Here is a 14,682-nt window from a genome sequence, read left to right as displayed (position 1 = left end):
GTCGCTCCTGTTCTGATCTGGTGCCGAGATTTGAATTACATCTATATAGTTCGATTTGAGCGAGAGGTGTCAATGCCTGGCGTATTCGGAGCGAAACAGTCAGCTATAAGAAACACTTTTACTAACTCGGCATTTGGTTACTAATAGTAAATTAGAAAGAAATTTGAATTGCAACGAGTTTGGGTCGGACGTCGCCTAACTTTCGGCTTGTCGCTGCGCTTCGGGTTACTGAGCACCCTCGCTTGGCCTTCGGCACATTCCGCTTTGTCACTCGTCTTGCAAGGCAAGCCTCGTTCCAAGTCCTTGCGGACTCGCGAAACGTCGCCAAGCCTCGGCCGTTAGGCGGACATCCGACGGGTTTAGTTTTTCAACTTCGGCTTTGATATTTTCGTGCTCGGGGCCGGAGGAAAATTTATTCCTACACGGTCGCTCCTGTTCTGATCCGGTGCCGAGATTTGAATTACATCTATATAGTTCGATTTGAGCAAGAGGTGTCAATGTCTGGCGTATTCGGAGCGAAACAGTCAGCTATAAGAAATAATTTTGCTAATTCGGCCTTTGGTTGCTAATAGCAAATTAGAAAGAAATTTGAATTGCAACGAGTTTGGGTCGGACGTCGCCTAACTTTCGGCTTGTCGCTGCGCTTCGGGTAACTACGCACCCTCGCTTGGCCTTCGGCACATTTTGTTTCCGTCACTTCGTTTGCATGCGCAAACTCGCGCCGTCACAAAACGTCGTCAAGCCTTGGTCGTTATACGCCATGCTTAAAATTGATTCTGCCTAGGAAAATTTTTAAAATTATCCTTCGAATCCTTACTAATGGTGCTTGACACCAATGGTGAGTGGCGCTATTATGAGTCGTGATTCTTTCTTTTTCGGATAAAGAATGTGAAACTATATGGCTAGGTAAGTTTTCAAAGAAATTTCCGAAGGACATACAAAGAACAGCGAGACGGAAACTTATACATTTAGATAGCGCGAAAACTTTAGAGGATTTGAAAATTCCTCCTGGAAACAGATTGCATGCATTATCTGGAGATAGGCGAGGACAATATAGCATTTCTATAAATATGCAGTATCGGATCTGCTTTATTTGGGAAAATGGTAATGTAGCAAATGTCGAGATAGTCGATTATCATTAGGCGGCAGTAATTATGAATAAAGAATTAATGAATATTCACCCAGGTGAAATCTTAATAGAAGATTTTCTAAAGCCGATGGAAATTACGGCTTATAAATTAGCTCAGGCTACTCATATTGATCAAAAACGTATAAGTGAAATAATTCATGGTCGTCGTTCTATTACTGCTGATACTGCGCTAAGATTTTCTCGTTTTTTTGGAAATTCGCCCGAGTTCTGGCTATCAATACAAGCTCATTATGATTTAGAAATTAAACAGTATGAGCTTAAAAATGAATTAAAAACGATCAAAAAGTTTCAAGAACTTCAAGCCAGCTAATCAAGCACGGCGTATAACTAAAAATTGTCGCGGCGCTTCGGGATCGCTACGCGACCCTTGCTTGGGCTTCGCCAAATTCCGCTTTGTCACTCGCCTTGCAGGGCAAGTCTCGCGCCAAGTCCTTCGGACGCGCGGAACTTCGACAATTATCTTTCGTTAGCCGAAATTTTGCAAAATGAAATCCTTAAGACTATATGAGTCAAAGAACTATTGGAGATCATTGTATCTTTATAGATATTGTACGCCGCATGGTTATAATGATCAGCCAGATCGTGATCTATTTAAAAAATCAATCAAAGACTTGGAAAGTTGGATAGGAAAGAAGGTAAAAAATAATCATCGAGAAAACTTTATCAATGGGTTATTTCATAATCTTACACCATGGAGTAGTCACCATTTTTTATGGTTTATCGAACATTTAAATGAACTTAAGCAAGAGAATCTAAAAGTCTTTAATGTTTTAGTAGGAAAGTTGCGTTCGAATGACTTCTCTTGGGAGGCAAATGAGATTTTAGCTGAGATTGTATTCTTACAAAAGATAATAAATATTTCAGATATTGAGATCGACGCAAAGATTGAAAATGGCCTAAATCCGGACATTTTAATTAAATCGCAAAAATACGGGGAAACAATCATTGAGATTTCTAGATTAGAAGATTCTGAAGAATCAATGTATTCGCGGCGATGCGCAGAAAAATTACAACAATTCATTTTCGGAAATCAATATTTTACCCCCAGTGCTTATAAGTTCATTAGGCGACCATCTGAAAAAGAATGGTTTCATTTCATCGAAAATTTATCGTATCAACTATCATTGCAAAATGAATATCTGGTTGAAAGAACTGATTTCCTTACTCTCATAATTTGCAGGGCTAAGCCGACTGATTTAGGGCTCTTTGCAAAACTGTGCAAAGATAATGACTTGGGTTATGGAGAAATGTCCGGCTGGACAATTAATGAAAATACTCCAGATCGTCTAATTAAGAAGATAAAAAGTAAGTATAAATATTATAATAAGGGGCGAAACTATATTTTGAGTTTATACGGGTTGAGCCACATTTTCTTTTTTTACGGACAGAGTATGGCTGAGTCAATTTTAAAGGAAATTTCGAGCGATTTCAATTTTCCGATAAAATATAATTATTGGTTTATGTATGCTCAGGAAGATGTCGCAAAGGATTTGACTGAGTTTCACAGAATTCAATTTAAAATTCCAAATTCTATTACAATGTGTTCATATTTTTCAAAAGAATACGTTCTGAATTCTACTTCAAAGGGATTGTTTGTAGATTTACTGCAAAACTTCGGCTAACTACGTAGCCTCCGTTCCGCTCGGGCTCACTTCGTGACCGCTCGCTTCAGGCTTCGCCACATTGACCTTCAGTCACTAAACTTGCTAACGCAAGTTCGTGCCTTTCGGCCAACGTCGGAGCTACTATTTCGTTAGGCGAAATCCCGACAACTTTACTTTTTATTTTAGGCAATGAAGCTCGGAAAAACGGAGTGATTTTGGTTCTACTACGGAGTAAATCCGCTTTCTTTTAGATCCGCTCCCGGCGCTGTCGTGTGCCGAGCCGGGGCAGTGCATCTTGCAATTTCCGCGAAGTATTTGAAGCTCGAGCCTTTCGAATAGTGCAATCCTGAAATTATACGCGCCTACTTGAGATCGGATCGAATCTTCAGTAATTAAACTTTCTTTTAAAAGGCGGTTGGGTTCAATCGTATTGTGTTAGGTCGGGACTCCGCCTAACTTCGGCTTGCCACTTCGCTTCGGGCTTGCTTCGCAACCCTTGCTCGGCCTGCGGCAAATCCAGCTTTGTCACTCGCCTTGCAAAGCAAGTCTCGCGCCAAGTCCTTCGGACGCGCTGGACTTCGGCAAGCCTTGATCGTTAGGCGGACATCCGACAGGTTTAGTTTTTCGACTTCGGCTTTGATATTTTCGTGTTCTGGCCGGAGGTGAATGTATTCCTCCACGGTCACTCCTGTTCTGATCTGGTGCCGAGATTTGAATTACATCTATATAGTTTGATTTGAGCGAGAGGTGTCAATGCCTGGCGTATTCGGAGCGAAACAATCAGCTATAAGAAATAATTTTACTAACGTGGCATCCGGTTACTAATAGTAAATTAGAAAGAAATTTGAATTGCAATGAGTTTGGGTCGGACGTCGCCTAACTTTCGGCTTGGCACTGCGCTTCGGGTTGCTGCGTACCCTCGCTTGGCCTTCGGCACATTTCGCTTTGTCACTCGTCTTGCAAAAGCAAGCCTCGTTCCAAGTCCTTGCGGACTCGCGAAACGTCGCCAAGCCTCGGCCGTTAGGCGGACATCCGACGGGTTTAGTTTTTCGACTTCGGCTTTGATATTTTCGTGTTCTGGCCGGAGGTGGATGTATTCCTAGACGGTCGCTCCTGTTCTGATCTGGTGCCGAGATTTGAATTACATCTATATAGTTCGATTTGAGCGAGAGGTGTCAATGCCTGGCGTATTCGGAGCGAAACAGTCAGCTATAAGAAACACTTTTACTAACTCGGCATTTGGTTACTAATAGTAAATTAGAAAGAAATTTGAATTGCAACGAGTTTGGGTCGGACGTCGCCTAACTTCGGTTTGCCACTTCGCTTCGGGCTCGCTTTGCGACCCTTGCTCGGCCTCCGGCAAATCCGGCTTCGCCGGACTTCGGCAAACCTTGGCCGTTAGACGACATGCCGCGCCCCTCATTGAGACGCCAGCCCTCCTTGGCTGGCCAATTGTAATTTTAGTAATTTATAAAATTAAAGGAAAGATTTGATGTTTATAAAAAATGTTCACATAAAAAACTATAGGTCGATAATTGACGAGTCATTTGACTGTAGTAATTTAAATCTTTTTGTAGGAAAAAACGATGTTGGAAAATCTAATTTTCTGCGCGCTTTGAATTTATTCTTCAATAATAGCAGCGATTTAAAAGCAAATTTTAACTTTGATATAGATTTTTGCAAATTCGCTTTCACGCCGCAAAAGAAGGCTCCTGAAATAACTGTTGAGCTTACCATGACGCCTCCGCCTTCTTATAAAGTTGATCATGAAAATATAATATGGAAAAAAACTTGGCGGAAAGCTGGATTGGAAAAAGAATTATTTTCTTACGGTAATGGCCAAGAAATAACCGGTAGAACAAAAGTATTTGATTGGTTAAAAAAGATTAGATTTCGTTATGTACCGGCTATTAAAGGTAATGAATATTTTGAATCACTACTTCAAGACTTGCATGATACTTTATCGTCATCAATTGAAAAAGAGCTTCGTGAGGCTTCACAGAAATTTGTCGGAACTTTGCAAACTAGTACAAAAGACATTAGTAAATCGTTATCCGAATTATTAGGTCTTGATAGTAAGTTGCATTTGCCCGCCGATTTACGTAATTTATTTTCTACTTTGGATTTTTTAACTGGGGTTCATAATGAAAAAGTTGGGTTACGGCAAAGAGGTGATGGCATTAAAACAAGACATATCCCGATAATTTTGAAATTTATCGCTGACCAAGAAAACGTAACCTTGCAGTCCGGGTCACCTCGGATTAATACAATTTGGGGATATGAAGAACCTGAAAATAATCTTGAATTATCGAACTCCTTTGAGCTTGCTGATGAATTTTATAAATACTCTGACGAAATTCAGTTATTCACTACTACTCACTCCCCTGGATTTTATTCATTAAAAGAAAGAATGAAAGGTGATCAAAAAATTTCCGTACTTAATGTTTTAAGAGATGAGTATTTAAAATCTACTAAGCTTAACATCCTGGACAATACTAATGGTATTGATATAGATTTAGGACTGATGCCACTTGTTTCAAAGTATACACATGAGAGAATGGTAGAGATATTGAAACTAAAAGAAGAATTGAAAGAAATAAAAAGAAAGGGGGATCAGATAAGAATCTTTGTAGAAGGTCCAAGTGATGAATTAATATTATTAAAAGCTATTCAAATATTTTCTTCCACTATTAGTAAGAAAATTAGTTCAAAGAAGATCGCATTCGAATATAAAAAAGAAGGATCTGGGCATGATTGGCTTCAGAAACAATTGCTCGCCCACGCGTATTCCGATAATCCGGCTAAGGTTATTGGAATATTCGACAAAGATCGAAGTGCAAAGAAAACGAAAGAAGAGTTCGATAAAGATCGGAGAGTAATTGATGCGAAAGCTTGTAAGCGTCTCCTCGCTTTCAGTCTAGAATTGCCACCGCATTTAAAGTTTAAAAAACCGTCTTCTAAGGATGTTTATTATTCTATTGAAGAATTAATTAAGCCAAGTTTTTGGGAGATAGCGAAGCAAAAGAAATTTCTAGAAACTAGAAATGCGATAAATTCAATAACTAATATCGATTTTCCTACTAATAAAACCCCATTGCAACATTTGCTCGATTTAGAACTGGATCCAGACTGTGCAATTATTATTGAAAATCAGTTTATATCTACTAAAAAGAAAAATTTTGCTAAATATATTTCTGGGCTTGATAAGCGAGAAGCAGAGGAAGGATTAGAGTATTTTGAGAAAATTGTAGCTACTATCGAACAATTCCTTTCTAATTGATTTATAACTTGCTTGTTACACTTCTTGCATCGCGGGTCGGTAAGAGCCGCGTGATCCGAACGCTTCGCGATCGGGACGTTGAATCTCCCTTTGATAGTCCTAATAACCCTCATTAAAACTGCTTCGCAGATTTTACTCGGGCTTTCTTCTGTGGTTTAATAACTTCATTTGTTGTAAATACAGAGTAAAAGAAGAAAGGAGATTTCTTATAAATCTTCATAAACTTTAGAAACTCATCCATATATAACCTACATTTACCTGATTCTATTTTTGAAACCTGACTCCTGCTCTTTTTGATCATTTTCCCCACTTGCGCTTGAGTAAGATTAGCTTCTATTCTAGCAATCTTTAGTTGATGATAGAAAGCTTTCTTCTCTTGATCGGAAATTCTCCCAATGGTTTGTCTATAGGTAACGCTTTGAGAGTTGTTTTTGGATTTTCTCATCATAAATGGGCCTTTTGCGACCGGAAATCTCGAAAGAATATGTGACCCACGGTATACCGCGTTTACTTTTTGTCAACTCTGCCGCAATATACCGTGTGTGGATTTTGAAGAATTTTTATTAAAAGTCGGAAAGAATATTCAAAGCGTAAGAAAGGAAAAAGGGCTTACTCAGGAAAATATGGATGAAGGCGATTACGCCGTTCCTGTAAGAACTTTACAAGATATTGAAGGGGGCAGGGCTAATTTCACCGCTAACTCAATTTTCAAGCTTTCTAAGCGACTGAAGGTTAAACCCAAAGATTTATTAGATATTTGAATAGTTTTGAATTAAGTCTTAAATCGCAATTCTATTGGCATTCACTAACCAGCTTCGCCATCCTTGGCTACGCTGGTTAGACATTTGGGGCGCGGCACAGCAGATAACTAAAAATTGTCGCGGCGCTTTGGGATCGCTACGCGACCCTTGCTTGGGCTTCGCCAAATTCCGCTTTGTCACTCGTCTTGCCAAGCAAGCCTCGCGCCAAGTCCTTCGGACTCGCGGAACTTCGACAATTATCTATCGTTATCTGCCATGGCGCGCCCCTCATTATAGCGCCTGCCGTCCGTGGCAGGCTTAATCTTTCTTTATTATAAAACTAACAATGGACATCTATAAAAAATTTACTAAAAAGATAATCAATGATTACGTTCGATTTGAAATTGATAGATCAGAATGGGTGAACGTAAAGGATTATATAAAATCCCATGGTAAAGAGTTTTACTTAAAAGAAGATGAATTACCTCGTTTTTCTAAAAAATCGGCAGATGAAAGAAAAAAGTATTTAGCGAACAATGTTTTACCTTCTAAAGGGAAAATAAGGTCAGGAGATTTTGGGGAAATATTTTCTTTCTTCTTTATACAAAGTGAATATACTTCTAAAAAAATTGATTTATACGGACCAAAAAAATGGAGATGGAAAGAGCATCCAGACTCTCCTGCTCCATTCTCTGATGTAATATTTCTGTTTGCTAAGGATCCGATGAATCCTCACAGCAATGACTTGGCTATATCTATTGAATCTAAGATGAATGCTACAAAGCCATCTAAAAAGAAAAATAGAATTCAAGAAGCGTTAGATGGAGCCGAAAAGGATCGATTTACGCGATTCGCGCAAACAATTAACTGGGTTGAGACTAAATATGAACGTGAAGACATTCAATCAGATCTGCCTTTGGTGCGAAGATTCAAGGATCCTGTCAATTATCCGTATCGGCAAGAATATTATGCGATTGCAATATTCGATATCGGTTATATCGATTCGGAAATTAGTAAGGGGTATACAAAGCCGTCAAATGAAATAAAGCTTTATCTTCTTTCAATTAACGATCTCAAGAAGCTCTATGAAACTTATTTTCAAGAATTAATCAATGAAGCTTGAGATATCAAATAAACTTTCAAATTGGATAGCGCAATCTGCTTCTTACCAATCTTACTTTGATTTTGCAATTGAAGAAGATTCGATAGCAGACTACACAATAGTAAAGAAATACTCCGATTTTTATACTTCGCTCTATCATCTGGCCCTTGATCTTTTTAAGGGCAAATATACTGAAATTAGTTCCAAGGAGATAATTGCTCTTGCCCGTGGAATGGAGACGTTTACGCTTAAAGGAAGAAATTCCTTTTTGGGAATTAATATTTATGAAGTTTATTTGATGACTGCAAGTTTACGTCTTTTGGCAGGATTTTCCGCAACTTCTAACTTGATTGTCAAAAACTTAATATTCGACAACTTTGAAGGAAAACCAGGTCTACAATTTGTTCTATCCATACTGGGTAGAAGTATATTTCCAAAAAATGAATTTTCGAAAAGTATTTCTAGATTTCTTAATTCAGGAGAATTTTCTGTTCTAGATCAAATTACGTACGACCTAGAGGCAAAGATTGAAGAGGGTCTTAACACTAACCCTCAAGCTTATGCTGAAAGCGTGCTTGCTAAGTCGATTTTCGAATATTTTAAAAAGAACTCAATTTGGAATACATTACTCTCGATCGATGATAATTCAAGGTTCTGGAAAAAATATGTAAAAGAGAACATTGAAAAACGTATCTGGTATTTCTTTCCTTCTCAACTTGAGGCGATAGAGAGGGGATTAATCTCTTCAGAAAAGACTTTTGCTATGCAAATGCCTACGAGCGCTGGAAAAACCGCTCTATGCGAACTTATTATTTATTACCATGTTAAAAAAAATCCATTATCAAAAATAGTTCTCCTCGCTCCTTTTCGATCATTAGCCTCTGAACTTCGCCAAAGTTTGGCGCAAAAGTTACATCGATATGGAATTAAAGTAAAGACATTATATGGTGGTTCAGTGCCGACTGCTATCGAGAAAAACTCGATAGATAATTCAAATTTGCTTATCATTACTCCTGAAAAGATGATGGCGATTGAAGACATATTTCCCGAAGTCTTGAATAATGTTGATCTTGTCATTTGTGATGAAGGGCATCTGCTTGATGATAAAAATCGAGGATTTGATTACGAATTATTTCTCACTCGATTAAAAATCCTCAAAGGAGAAGATATTAGATTTATATATTTATCTGCAATTGTTCCAAACATTGAAGATGTGAACAATTGGCTTGGGGGGTCATCCGAAACTATAGTTCGTTCAAATTTTCGCCCAACGCTTTTCGATTATGCTACTGTTCAACTTTCTGAAAAGGATGAAGAAGGGTTTGTTTTACATTTTAACCCTAAGGATAAAAGACCGAAACGATATGAATTGTACAATTTCTTAAAAAAATCAGACTACCAATTCATAAATCCGCAAACAGGACGTGAAAATACATATAAATTTTGGGATTCTTCTAAAAAACGTCTTTCTGTTGCATGCGCTTTGAAATCACTTCCAGCTGGAACTGTTGCATTATTTGCTCCGACTAAATTCGATAACGGTGTTGCTGGTTTATGTACTGAAATTATTAGTCAAATCAAATTGATTTCTGACTATGCAATTAAGAATAACAATCCGTATAACTATGCAGATAGCGAGTATGTTGCTATAGTGGCCGAATATGCCTCACGTTTATTTTCTGAAAGCTATTTGCTCGTCCAATGTCTTAGAATGGGTTTTTGCTTTCACCATGGGTCATTACCTCAGTATATTAGAGAGATTCTCGAAAATTGCATTCGTGATGAGAAAATACGGTTAGTAGTTTGTACAAATACATTGGCAGAGGGTGTGAATTTACCATTAAAAACAATGGTAATACATACAACAAAAAGACAATTTGATCAAAGATGGCATCAGCTGACTAATAGGGAAATTAAGAACCTACTTGGAAGGGTTGGAAGGGCAGGAAAAGAGAAAAATGGGGTTATAATTATTCCGCATAAAGAAGATCTTGAACCGATCTTTGAAGCCTGTAATGATATTAAGATTCATCCAGTGAAGGGATACTTATATGCAGTAATAGAAAGAATTACTAGGGTAATTTCAAATAGAAAAATAGCATTGACTAATGATATGATAGAAAATCAAAACGAATCATTCCTTAAACTTATTGATTCAATCGACTCGGCTATTCTTGATTTAATTGGAGACAATGTTGATCTGTCTGCTTTAGACGAAATTGCGTCCCGACTTGTAGAAAATACATTTTCCTACGTTCAATCAAACGAACAGCAAAGAAATAATTTTAAACATTTAATTCAGCTTCGTTCCGAGAAAATAAAAAATAATATTTCAAATGAATCTTTACCTAAGATTAAGAAGAGTGGATCAAGCCTGCGCCTTTATTTGAGTATTTTGGAAAATGCAGATTTTGAAAATGATATTTGGTTTAAAAAAATCAATCCGCTTGATGCTGAATGGATTGATTTCATTTTTAATCACTTGGAATATATTTCTGCAATAAAGGAAGATTTGGAGGAGGGAAGTTATAGTGATATTGGGTCATTAGATAGATTAAAAGATATTACGCTTTCCTGGCTAAGCGGAATGACTTACGGACAAATTTCGGAGAATTACAATCTTTCGATAGAAAGATCCCTGGACATTGTTAATAATCTTCTTTCTTATCAATTGACCAATGTGTTTTCAGCTATTATCAGAATAAGACAACAGAATCTTGAACAAGACCAAATTATTGATGAATCAATTTCTTCCTGGCCTCTACTCTTACCCCTAGGCCTTGACAATTATTTGAAGCTAAAATTGCATTCTATTGGATTTGCAGACAGGATAGGCATTATTGGGCTTGCAAATTACCTCGAAACTAGTTTTGATATATTGAATAAAGATGAAGAAGAAATAAAAGTTATTTTAATGGAGAATCTTGAAACGATTTTGCAAGATTTATCCGTGACACTACCGAGGCTTTCAATTTTAGAAATTGAGAATAGTTTAAATGTCGAATAGGGTTAATTGAATTAAGCTTGTCCCGGTTCTTCGAACCGGTTCACCCGCACGCTTCGCGATCGGGACGCAAGATTCTATTCAAGTCTCGTTCTAATGGCCCTCGTTAAAACTGCTTAGCAGATTTTACTCGGGCTTTCTCACTTTGCTCTACAAGATTGCTTCTCATAAAAGATGCATAGAAATAGATAGTGGGTTTTTTATAAAGTCTGTATAAAACTAGAAACTCATCCATAAACAATCGCCTGAGTCCTGATTCTATCTTAGATACATGACTTGAACTTCGTTTAAGCTTTTCAGCCACTTCTGCTTGTGTAAATCCAGCTTCCTTTCTAGCTTTTATCAATGCTCTACAAAAGTAATCTTTATCTTTTTTTGAGACTTTCCATTTGGGAAGAACGCATGCAAGTAGAAGAATCTTCGCATTTGCCTCTCCTGGGGCAATGGAGCGCCTCTGAATAGATCTTTTTCTGCTTTTCGGATAAGGAGATGCCATGAAAACTAATTCTGTGCCCGTGTATCGGTAAATTCATTAATACACTATGAGTGAATTAATGTCAACAGAAAATAAATTATTAGTGTATTTTTAATGACTTCAAAGAAAACTGAAAAACTAATCGGAAAGAAGGTACAAACAGTTTTAGAAGATCACGGTGAAAGCCAGAAAGAGGCAGCTCCCGAGCTAAATATCTCTCCCGCTGGATTAAACAATATTATCCAAGGTAGAGTGGAATCGCTTTCTCAAGCGTTTCTCACTACTTTTAAAGAGAGATATAAGGTAAACCTCGATTGGCTTTTAGATGATTCCAAGCCTATTAAACCTGTTCAGTATTCTTCTTCTGATGAAGGACTGGTTTTTCAAATGGACGAGGATAAGGTTTTATTCAGCAAAATCAAAAGTACTAAAGGCTTAAAAGAAATCGTAAAGACGCTCTTGCAGATTTCGCCCGATCAGAGAAAAATCATTGCTGACGTAGCTTCTGAATTTGCAAAAAAGAAATAATCGTTTAAATCTTTAATCGCGGTTCTGTTGGCGTTCCCTAACCGGCTTCGCCTTCCATGGCTACGCCGGTTAGAATTCGGGGCGCGGCACAGCAGATAACTAAAAATTGTCGCGGCGCTTCGGGATCGCTTCGCGACCCTTGCTTGGGCTTCGCCAAATTCCGCTTTGTCACTCGTCTTGCAAAGCAAGCCTCGCGCCAAGTCCTTCGGACGCGCGGAACTTCGACAATTATCTATCGTTAAACGCCAGCCAGGCCAATTTATCCTTTAAAGCATAGAAGAGGCAAAAATCTCTAATTTTAAATGCTCAAAAATGAATTGACTAAATACTCTTGTTTCGAGATACTACTGAGTAGTGATACTATCTTTTGCGGACAAAGAAACCAAAGTCGTTTGGGATGGTAATTTTTCGAAAAAGATTAAGTTTTCTCCTGTTTTATTCGAGATCGCGAGACGAAAACTTCGTATCCTGGCAGCTGCCCCTTCTCTTGAAGCTCTAAAGATTCCTCCAAGTAATCATTTAGAGCAATTGAAGGGAGACAGGAAAGGCCAATGGAGTATAAGAATAAATGCGCAGTATAGAGTCTGCTTTCATTGGTTAGATGGCAATGCTTCCGAAGTAGAGATTGTAGATTATCATTAGGAGGTTTAAGATAAATGGCAGGTAAAATAAAAAACATTCATCCTGGAGATGTATTGGGAGAAGAGTTTCTTAAACCGATGCAAATATCAGTGTATAGATTATCAAAAGAGACAGGTCTTTCCCAGACTAGAATTGGACAAATTATTCGTGGAGAAAGGTCGGTTACTGCGGAGACTGCTCTGAAATTGGGAAAATTCTTTCAGATAGAACCAGAATTTTGGCTTAATCTTCAAAATTATTATGATTTAGAAGAAGCGGGGAAGCAGTTCAAAAAAGAATTAGATTCGATTCACAACATTAAAGAGTTAGGGTTAATTTCGGCATAGCAACTTTCTTCAAAGGCCTGGCCAGCGTTTAACTACGGCTCGGCCACTTCGCTTCGGGCTCGCTTCGCGATCCTCGCTCGGCCTTCGGCAAATCCAGCTTTGTCACTTCGTTTGCAAAGCAAACTCGTGCCAAGTCCTTCGGACGCGCTGGACTTCGGCCAGCCTCTTTCGTTAGACGACATGCTTGTGAAAATACTTTTATTTTAAAAAAGGTTATCATCTTTCAGTTAAGTTAGTAAGATAATATAAGGAGAGGAACTATGAATCTTGATCATGAAACAATAAGAAAGATGAACGAATGTCATTCTTGGATTTTAAAAAAAGGAACGATTATTCATATTGAAGGGATTCCGTATTACTTAAGTGCGGACACTGAAATACTCGGTAATACGGAACCCATCAAATTTCCCCCCTTGACCGAAGATGATCTAGAGAGATTTTTAAACACAGATTTGGAAGAATTAGAATAGTTGTTTAAACCATTCAATTATTCTTTTGGGTAGATTGTAGGAGGCTCTATTATTTAGAACTACTTCTACAACTAATAATTGGTCGTCGGCATCAATATAGGGGAGTAGAGTTTCTCTGACGTCTATAGCTGATTTAACGGTTCTTATCATCCAAGTTCCGCCAGCAATATGCTGGTTATTGGGGAAATTTACTTTAATTCCCTCAATTATCGCTCTGTAGTCTTGTTCTGGCTGATACAAGACGTATCTAATTTCATATGTTCTCTTAAGCATTTTTATGCACCTCTGAGACAGTTAAGGAATATGCTTGCAAAATACTTAAGATCCGTTATCTATGTCATGCTAATCGATAGACAAACTTCCTATTAGTAGGCAAGCACCCTGAGCATTCCAAGTTCAGGTCACTACCGCCCTATTGGCACTCTACCTGCTAGAGTGCTTGGGGCCTTATCTAAGGTAGACGATGGTCAAAAACTGTCAAGAGCTTCTAACTTTTGATACATAATTTTTTGAAGCGCATTAGACGAAATTGCTTTTTTTTATAACAATCGTTTAGATACACTTATTGAAGAGTGAGGCTGATATTTTATATTAAAATATCATGTTTTTCATACAGAACGTTCGTTCTATTAAGGTGTCGACGATACTTATATTATGAGTTAGACAAGCACGTCGTCTAACTACGGCTCTGACGCTTCGCTTCGAGATCGCTATGCGACTCTCGCTTGGCCTTCGGCACATTTCGCTTTGTCACTCGTCTTGCAGGGCAAGTCTCGCGCCAAGTCCTTCGGACTCGCGAAACGTCGTCAAGCCTTGGTCGTTAGGCGGACATCCGACAGGTTTAGTTTTTCGACTTCGGCTTTGATATTTTCGTGTTCTGGCCGGAGGTGAATGTATTCCTCCAGGGTCGCTCCTGTTCTGATCTGGTGCCGAGATTTGAATTACATCTATATAGTTTGATTTGAGCGAGAGGTGTCAATGCCTCGCGTATTCGGAGCGAAATTGTCCGCCGTAAGAAGTAATTTTACTAACTCGGCATTTGGTTACTAATAGTAAATTAGAAAGAAATTTGAATTGCAACGAGTTTGGGTCGGACGTCGCCTAACTTTCGGCTTGGCACTGCGCTTCGGGCTCGCTTTGCGACCCTTGCTCGGCCTCCGGCAAATCCGGCTTCGCCGGACTTCGGCAAACCTTGGCCGTTAGGCGGACATCCGACAGGTTTAGTTTTTCGACTTCGGCTTTGATATTTTCGTGTTCTGGCCGGAGGTGGATGTATTCCTACACGGTCGCTCCTGTTCTGATCTGGTGCCGGGATTTGAGTTACATCTATATAGTTCGATTTGAGCGAGAGGTGTCAATGC

General features: G+C 38.6%; 13 protein-coding genes. 11 read left to right on the top strand and 2 right to left on the bottom strand.

Annotation, left to right across the window (positions count from 1 at the left end; translation table 11 throughout):
• Positions 1-860 precede the first annotated feature (860 nt).
• The 4 genes from LEP1GSC058_RS08340 (at position 861) to LEP1GSC058_RS19805 (ending at position 6,034) form a co-directional block, all read left to right on the top strand.
• Positions 861-1,142 (top strand): type II toxin-antitoxin system RelE/ParE family toxin, encoded by a 282-nt coding sequence (locus tag LEP1GSC058_RS08340; protein ID WP_039948216.1) that lies wholly within the window; start codon positions 861-863, stop codon positions 1,140-1,142.
• A gap of 12 nt (positions 1,143-1,154) precedes the next feature.
• A complete protein-coding gene (locus tag LEP1GSC058_RS08335; RefSeq protein WP_016549172.1) occupies positions 1,155-1,460 on the top strand; it encodes a HigA family addiction module antitoxin in 306 nt (101 codons plus the stop codon).
• A gap of 175 nt (positions 1,461-1,635) precedes the next feature.
• On the top strand, positions 1,636-2,772 hold the full coding sequence (locus LEP1GSC058_RS08330; protein ID WP_016549164.1) for a hypothetical protein: 1,137 nt from the start codon (positions 1,636-1,638) through the stop codon (positions 2,770-2,772).
• 1,474 nt (positions 2,773-4,246) lie between these two features.
• Positions 4,247-6,034, top strand: coding sequence for an ATP-dependent nuclease (locus LEP1GSC058_RS19805; RefSeq protein WP_016549167.1), 1,788 nt, complete (start codon positions 4,247-4,249; stop codon positions 6,032-6,034).
• A 112-nt stretch (positions 6,035-6,146) separates the two neighbouring features.
• Here LEP1GSC058_RS19805 and LEP1GSC058_RS08315 read toward each other — a convergent pair whose 3' ends face one another.
• On the bottom strand, positions 6,147-6,479 hold the full coding sequence (locus LEP1GSC058_RS08315; RefSeq protein ID WP_232224648.1) for a helix-turn-helix transcriptional regulator: 333 nt from the start codon (positions 6,477-6,479) through the stop codon (positions 6,147-6,149).
• Between the two features lie 97 nt (positions 6,480-6,576).
• On the opposite strand from LEP1GSC058_RS08315, the gene LEP1GSC058_RS08310 reads away from it, so the two are divergent.
• From LEP1GSC058_RS08310 to LEP1GSC058_RS08300, 3 genes are all read left to right on the top strand, one after another.
• Complete coding sequence (locus LEP1GSC058_RS08310) at positions 6,577-6,795, top strand: helix-turn-helix domain-containing protein (protein WP_016549170.1); 219 nt, start codon at positions 6,577-6,579, stop codon at positions 6,793-6,795.
• A gap of 325 nt (positions 6,796-7,120) precedes the next feature.
• On the top strand, positions 7,121-7,897 hold the full coding sequence (locus LEP1GSC058_RS08305; RefSeq protein WP_016549168.1) for a Hachiman antiphage defense system protein HamA: 777 nt from the start codon (positions 7,121-7,123) through the stop codon (positions 7,895-7,897).
• Entirely contained in the window at positions 7,887-10,883 is a 2,997-nt protein-coding gene (locus LEP1GSC058_RS08300) for a DEAD/DEAH box helicase (protein ID WP_016549166.1), read from the top strand. The genes LEP1GSC058_RS08305 and LEP1GSC058_RS08300 overlap by 11 nt, the downstream gene beginning before the upstream one ends.
• 103 nt (positions 10,884-10,986) lie before the next feature.
• Here the strand turns inward: LEP1GSC058_RS08300 and LEP1GSC058_RS08295 are convergent, their stop codons facing one another.
• Positions 10,987-11,376 (bottom strand): helix-turn-helix domain-containing protein, encoded by a 390-nt coding sequence (locus LEP1GSC058_RS08295; RefSeq protein ID WP_084680397.1) that lies wholly within the window; start codon positions 11,374-11,376, stop codon positions 10,987-10,989.
• Positions 11,377-11,469: 93 nt separating this feature from the next.
• Here LEP1GSC058_RS08295 and LEP1GSC058_RS08290 point away from each other — a divergent pair, with 93 nt between their 5' ends.
• From LEP1GSC058_RS08290 to LEP1GSC058_RS08275, 4 genes are all read left to right on the top strand, one after another.
• Positions 11,470-11,883 carry a helix-turn-helix domain-containing protein gene (locus tag LEP1GSC058_RS08290; RefSeq protein ID WP_016549173.1) on the top strand — a complete coding sequence of 138 codons (414 nt, stop codon included), beginning with the start codon at positions 11,470-11,472 and terminating at the stop codon, positions 11,881-11,883.
• A gap of 354 nt (positions 11,884-12,237) precedes the next feature.
• Positions 12,238-12,525, top strand: coding sequence for a type II toxin-antitoxin system RelE/ParE family toxin (locus tag LEP1GSC058_RS08285; protein WP_016549175.1), 288 nt, complete (start codon positions 12,238-12,240; stop codon positions 12,523-12,525).
• A gap of 14 nt (positions 12,526-12,539) precedes the next feature.
• A complete protein-coding gene (locus tag LEP1GSC058_RS08280) occupies positions 12,540-12,851 on the top strand; it encodes a HigA family addiction module antitoxin (RefSeq protein ID WP_016549163.1) in 312 nt (103 codons plus the stop codon).
• Positions 12,852-13,111: 260 nt separating this feature from the next.
• Complete coding sequence (locus LEP1GSC058_RS08275; protein WP_016549169.1) at positions 13,112-13,321, top strand: hypothetical protein; 210 nt, start codon at positions 13,112-13,114, stop codon at positions 13,319-13,321.
• The last annotated feature ends 1,361 nt before the right edge of the window (positions 13,322-14,682 follow it).

Origin of the sequence: Leptospira fainei serovar Hurstbridge str. BUT 6, assembly GCF_000306235.2 — a bacterium.
In the GTDB taxonomy this organism is placed as follows: domain Bacteria; phylum Spirochaetota; class Leptospiria; order Leptospirales; family Leptospiraceae; genus Leptospira_B; species Leptospira_B fainei.
This window is presented reverse-complemented; position numbering and strand designations above follow the sequence as displayed.

Bases quoted from the DNA above. Each gene is read 5' to 3' on its own strand.
- LEP1GSC058_RS08335 (WP_016549172.1), top strand. From the start codon at position 1,155: ATGAATAAAGAATTAATGAATATTCACCCAGGTGAAATCTTAATAGAA.
- LEP1GSC058_RS08330 (WP_016549164.1), top strand. From the start codon at position 1,636: ATGAAATCCTTAAGACTATATGAGTCAAAGAACTATTGGAGATCATTG.
- LEP1GSC058_RS19805 (WP_016549167.1), top strand. From the start codon at position 4,247: ATGTTTATAAAAAATGTTCACATAAAAAACTATAGGTCGATAATTGAC.
- LEP1GSC058_RS08315 (WP_232224648.1), bottom strand. From the start codon at position 6,479: ATGAGAAAATCCAAAAACAACTCTCAAAGCGTTACCTATAGACAAACC.
- LEP1GSC058_RS08305 (WP_016549168.1), top strand. From the start codon at position 7,121: ATGGACATCTATAAAAAATTTACTAAAAAGATAATCAATGATTACGTT.
- LEP1GSC058_RS08300 (WP_016549166.1), top strand. From the start codon at position 7,887: ATGAAGCTTGAGATATCAAATAAACTTTCAAATTGGATAGCGCAATCT.
- LEP1GSC058_RS08295 (WP_084680397.1), bottom strand. From the start codon at position 11,376: ATGGCATCTCCTTATCCGAAAAGCAGAAAAAGATCTATTCAGAGGCGC.
- LEP1GSC058_RS08290 (WP_016549173.1), top strand. From the start codon at position 11,470: ATGACTTCAAAGAAAACTGAAAAACTAATCGGAAAGAAGGTACAAACA.
- LEP1GSC058_RS08280 (WP_016549163.1), top strand. From the start codon at position 12,540: ATGGCAGGTAAAATAAAAAACATTCATCCTGGAGATGTATTGGGAGAA.
- LEP1GSC058_RS08275 (WP_016549169.1), top strand. From the start codon at position 13,112: ATGAATCTTGATCATGAAACAATAAGAAAGATGAACGAATGTCATTCT.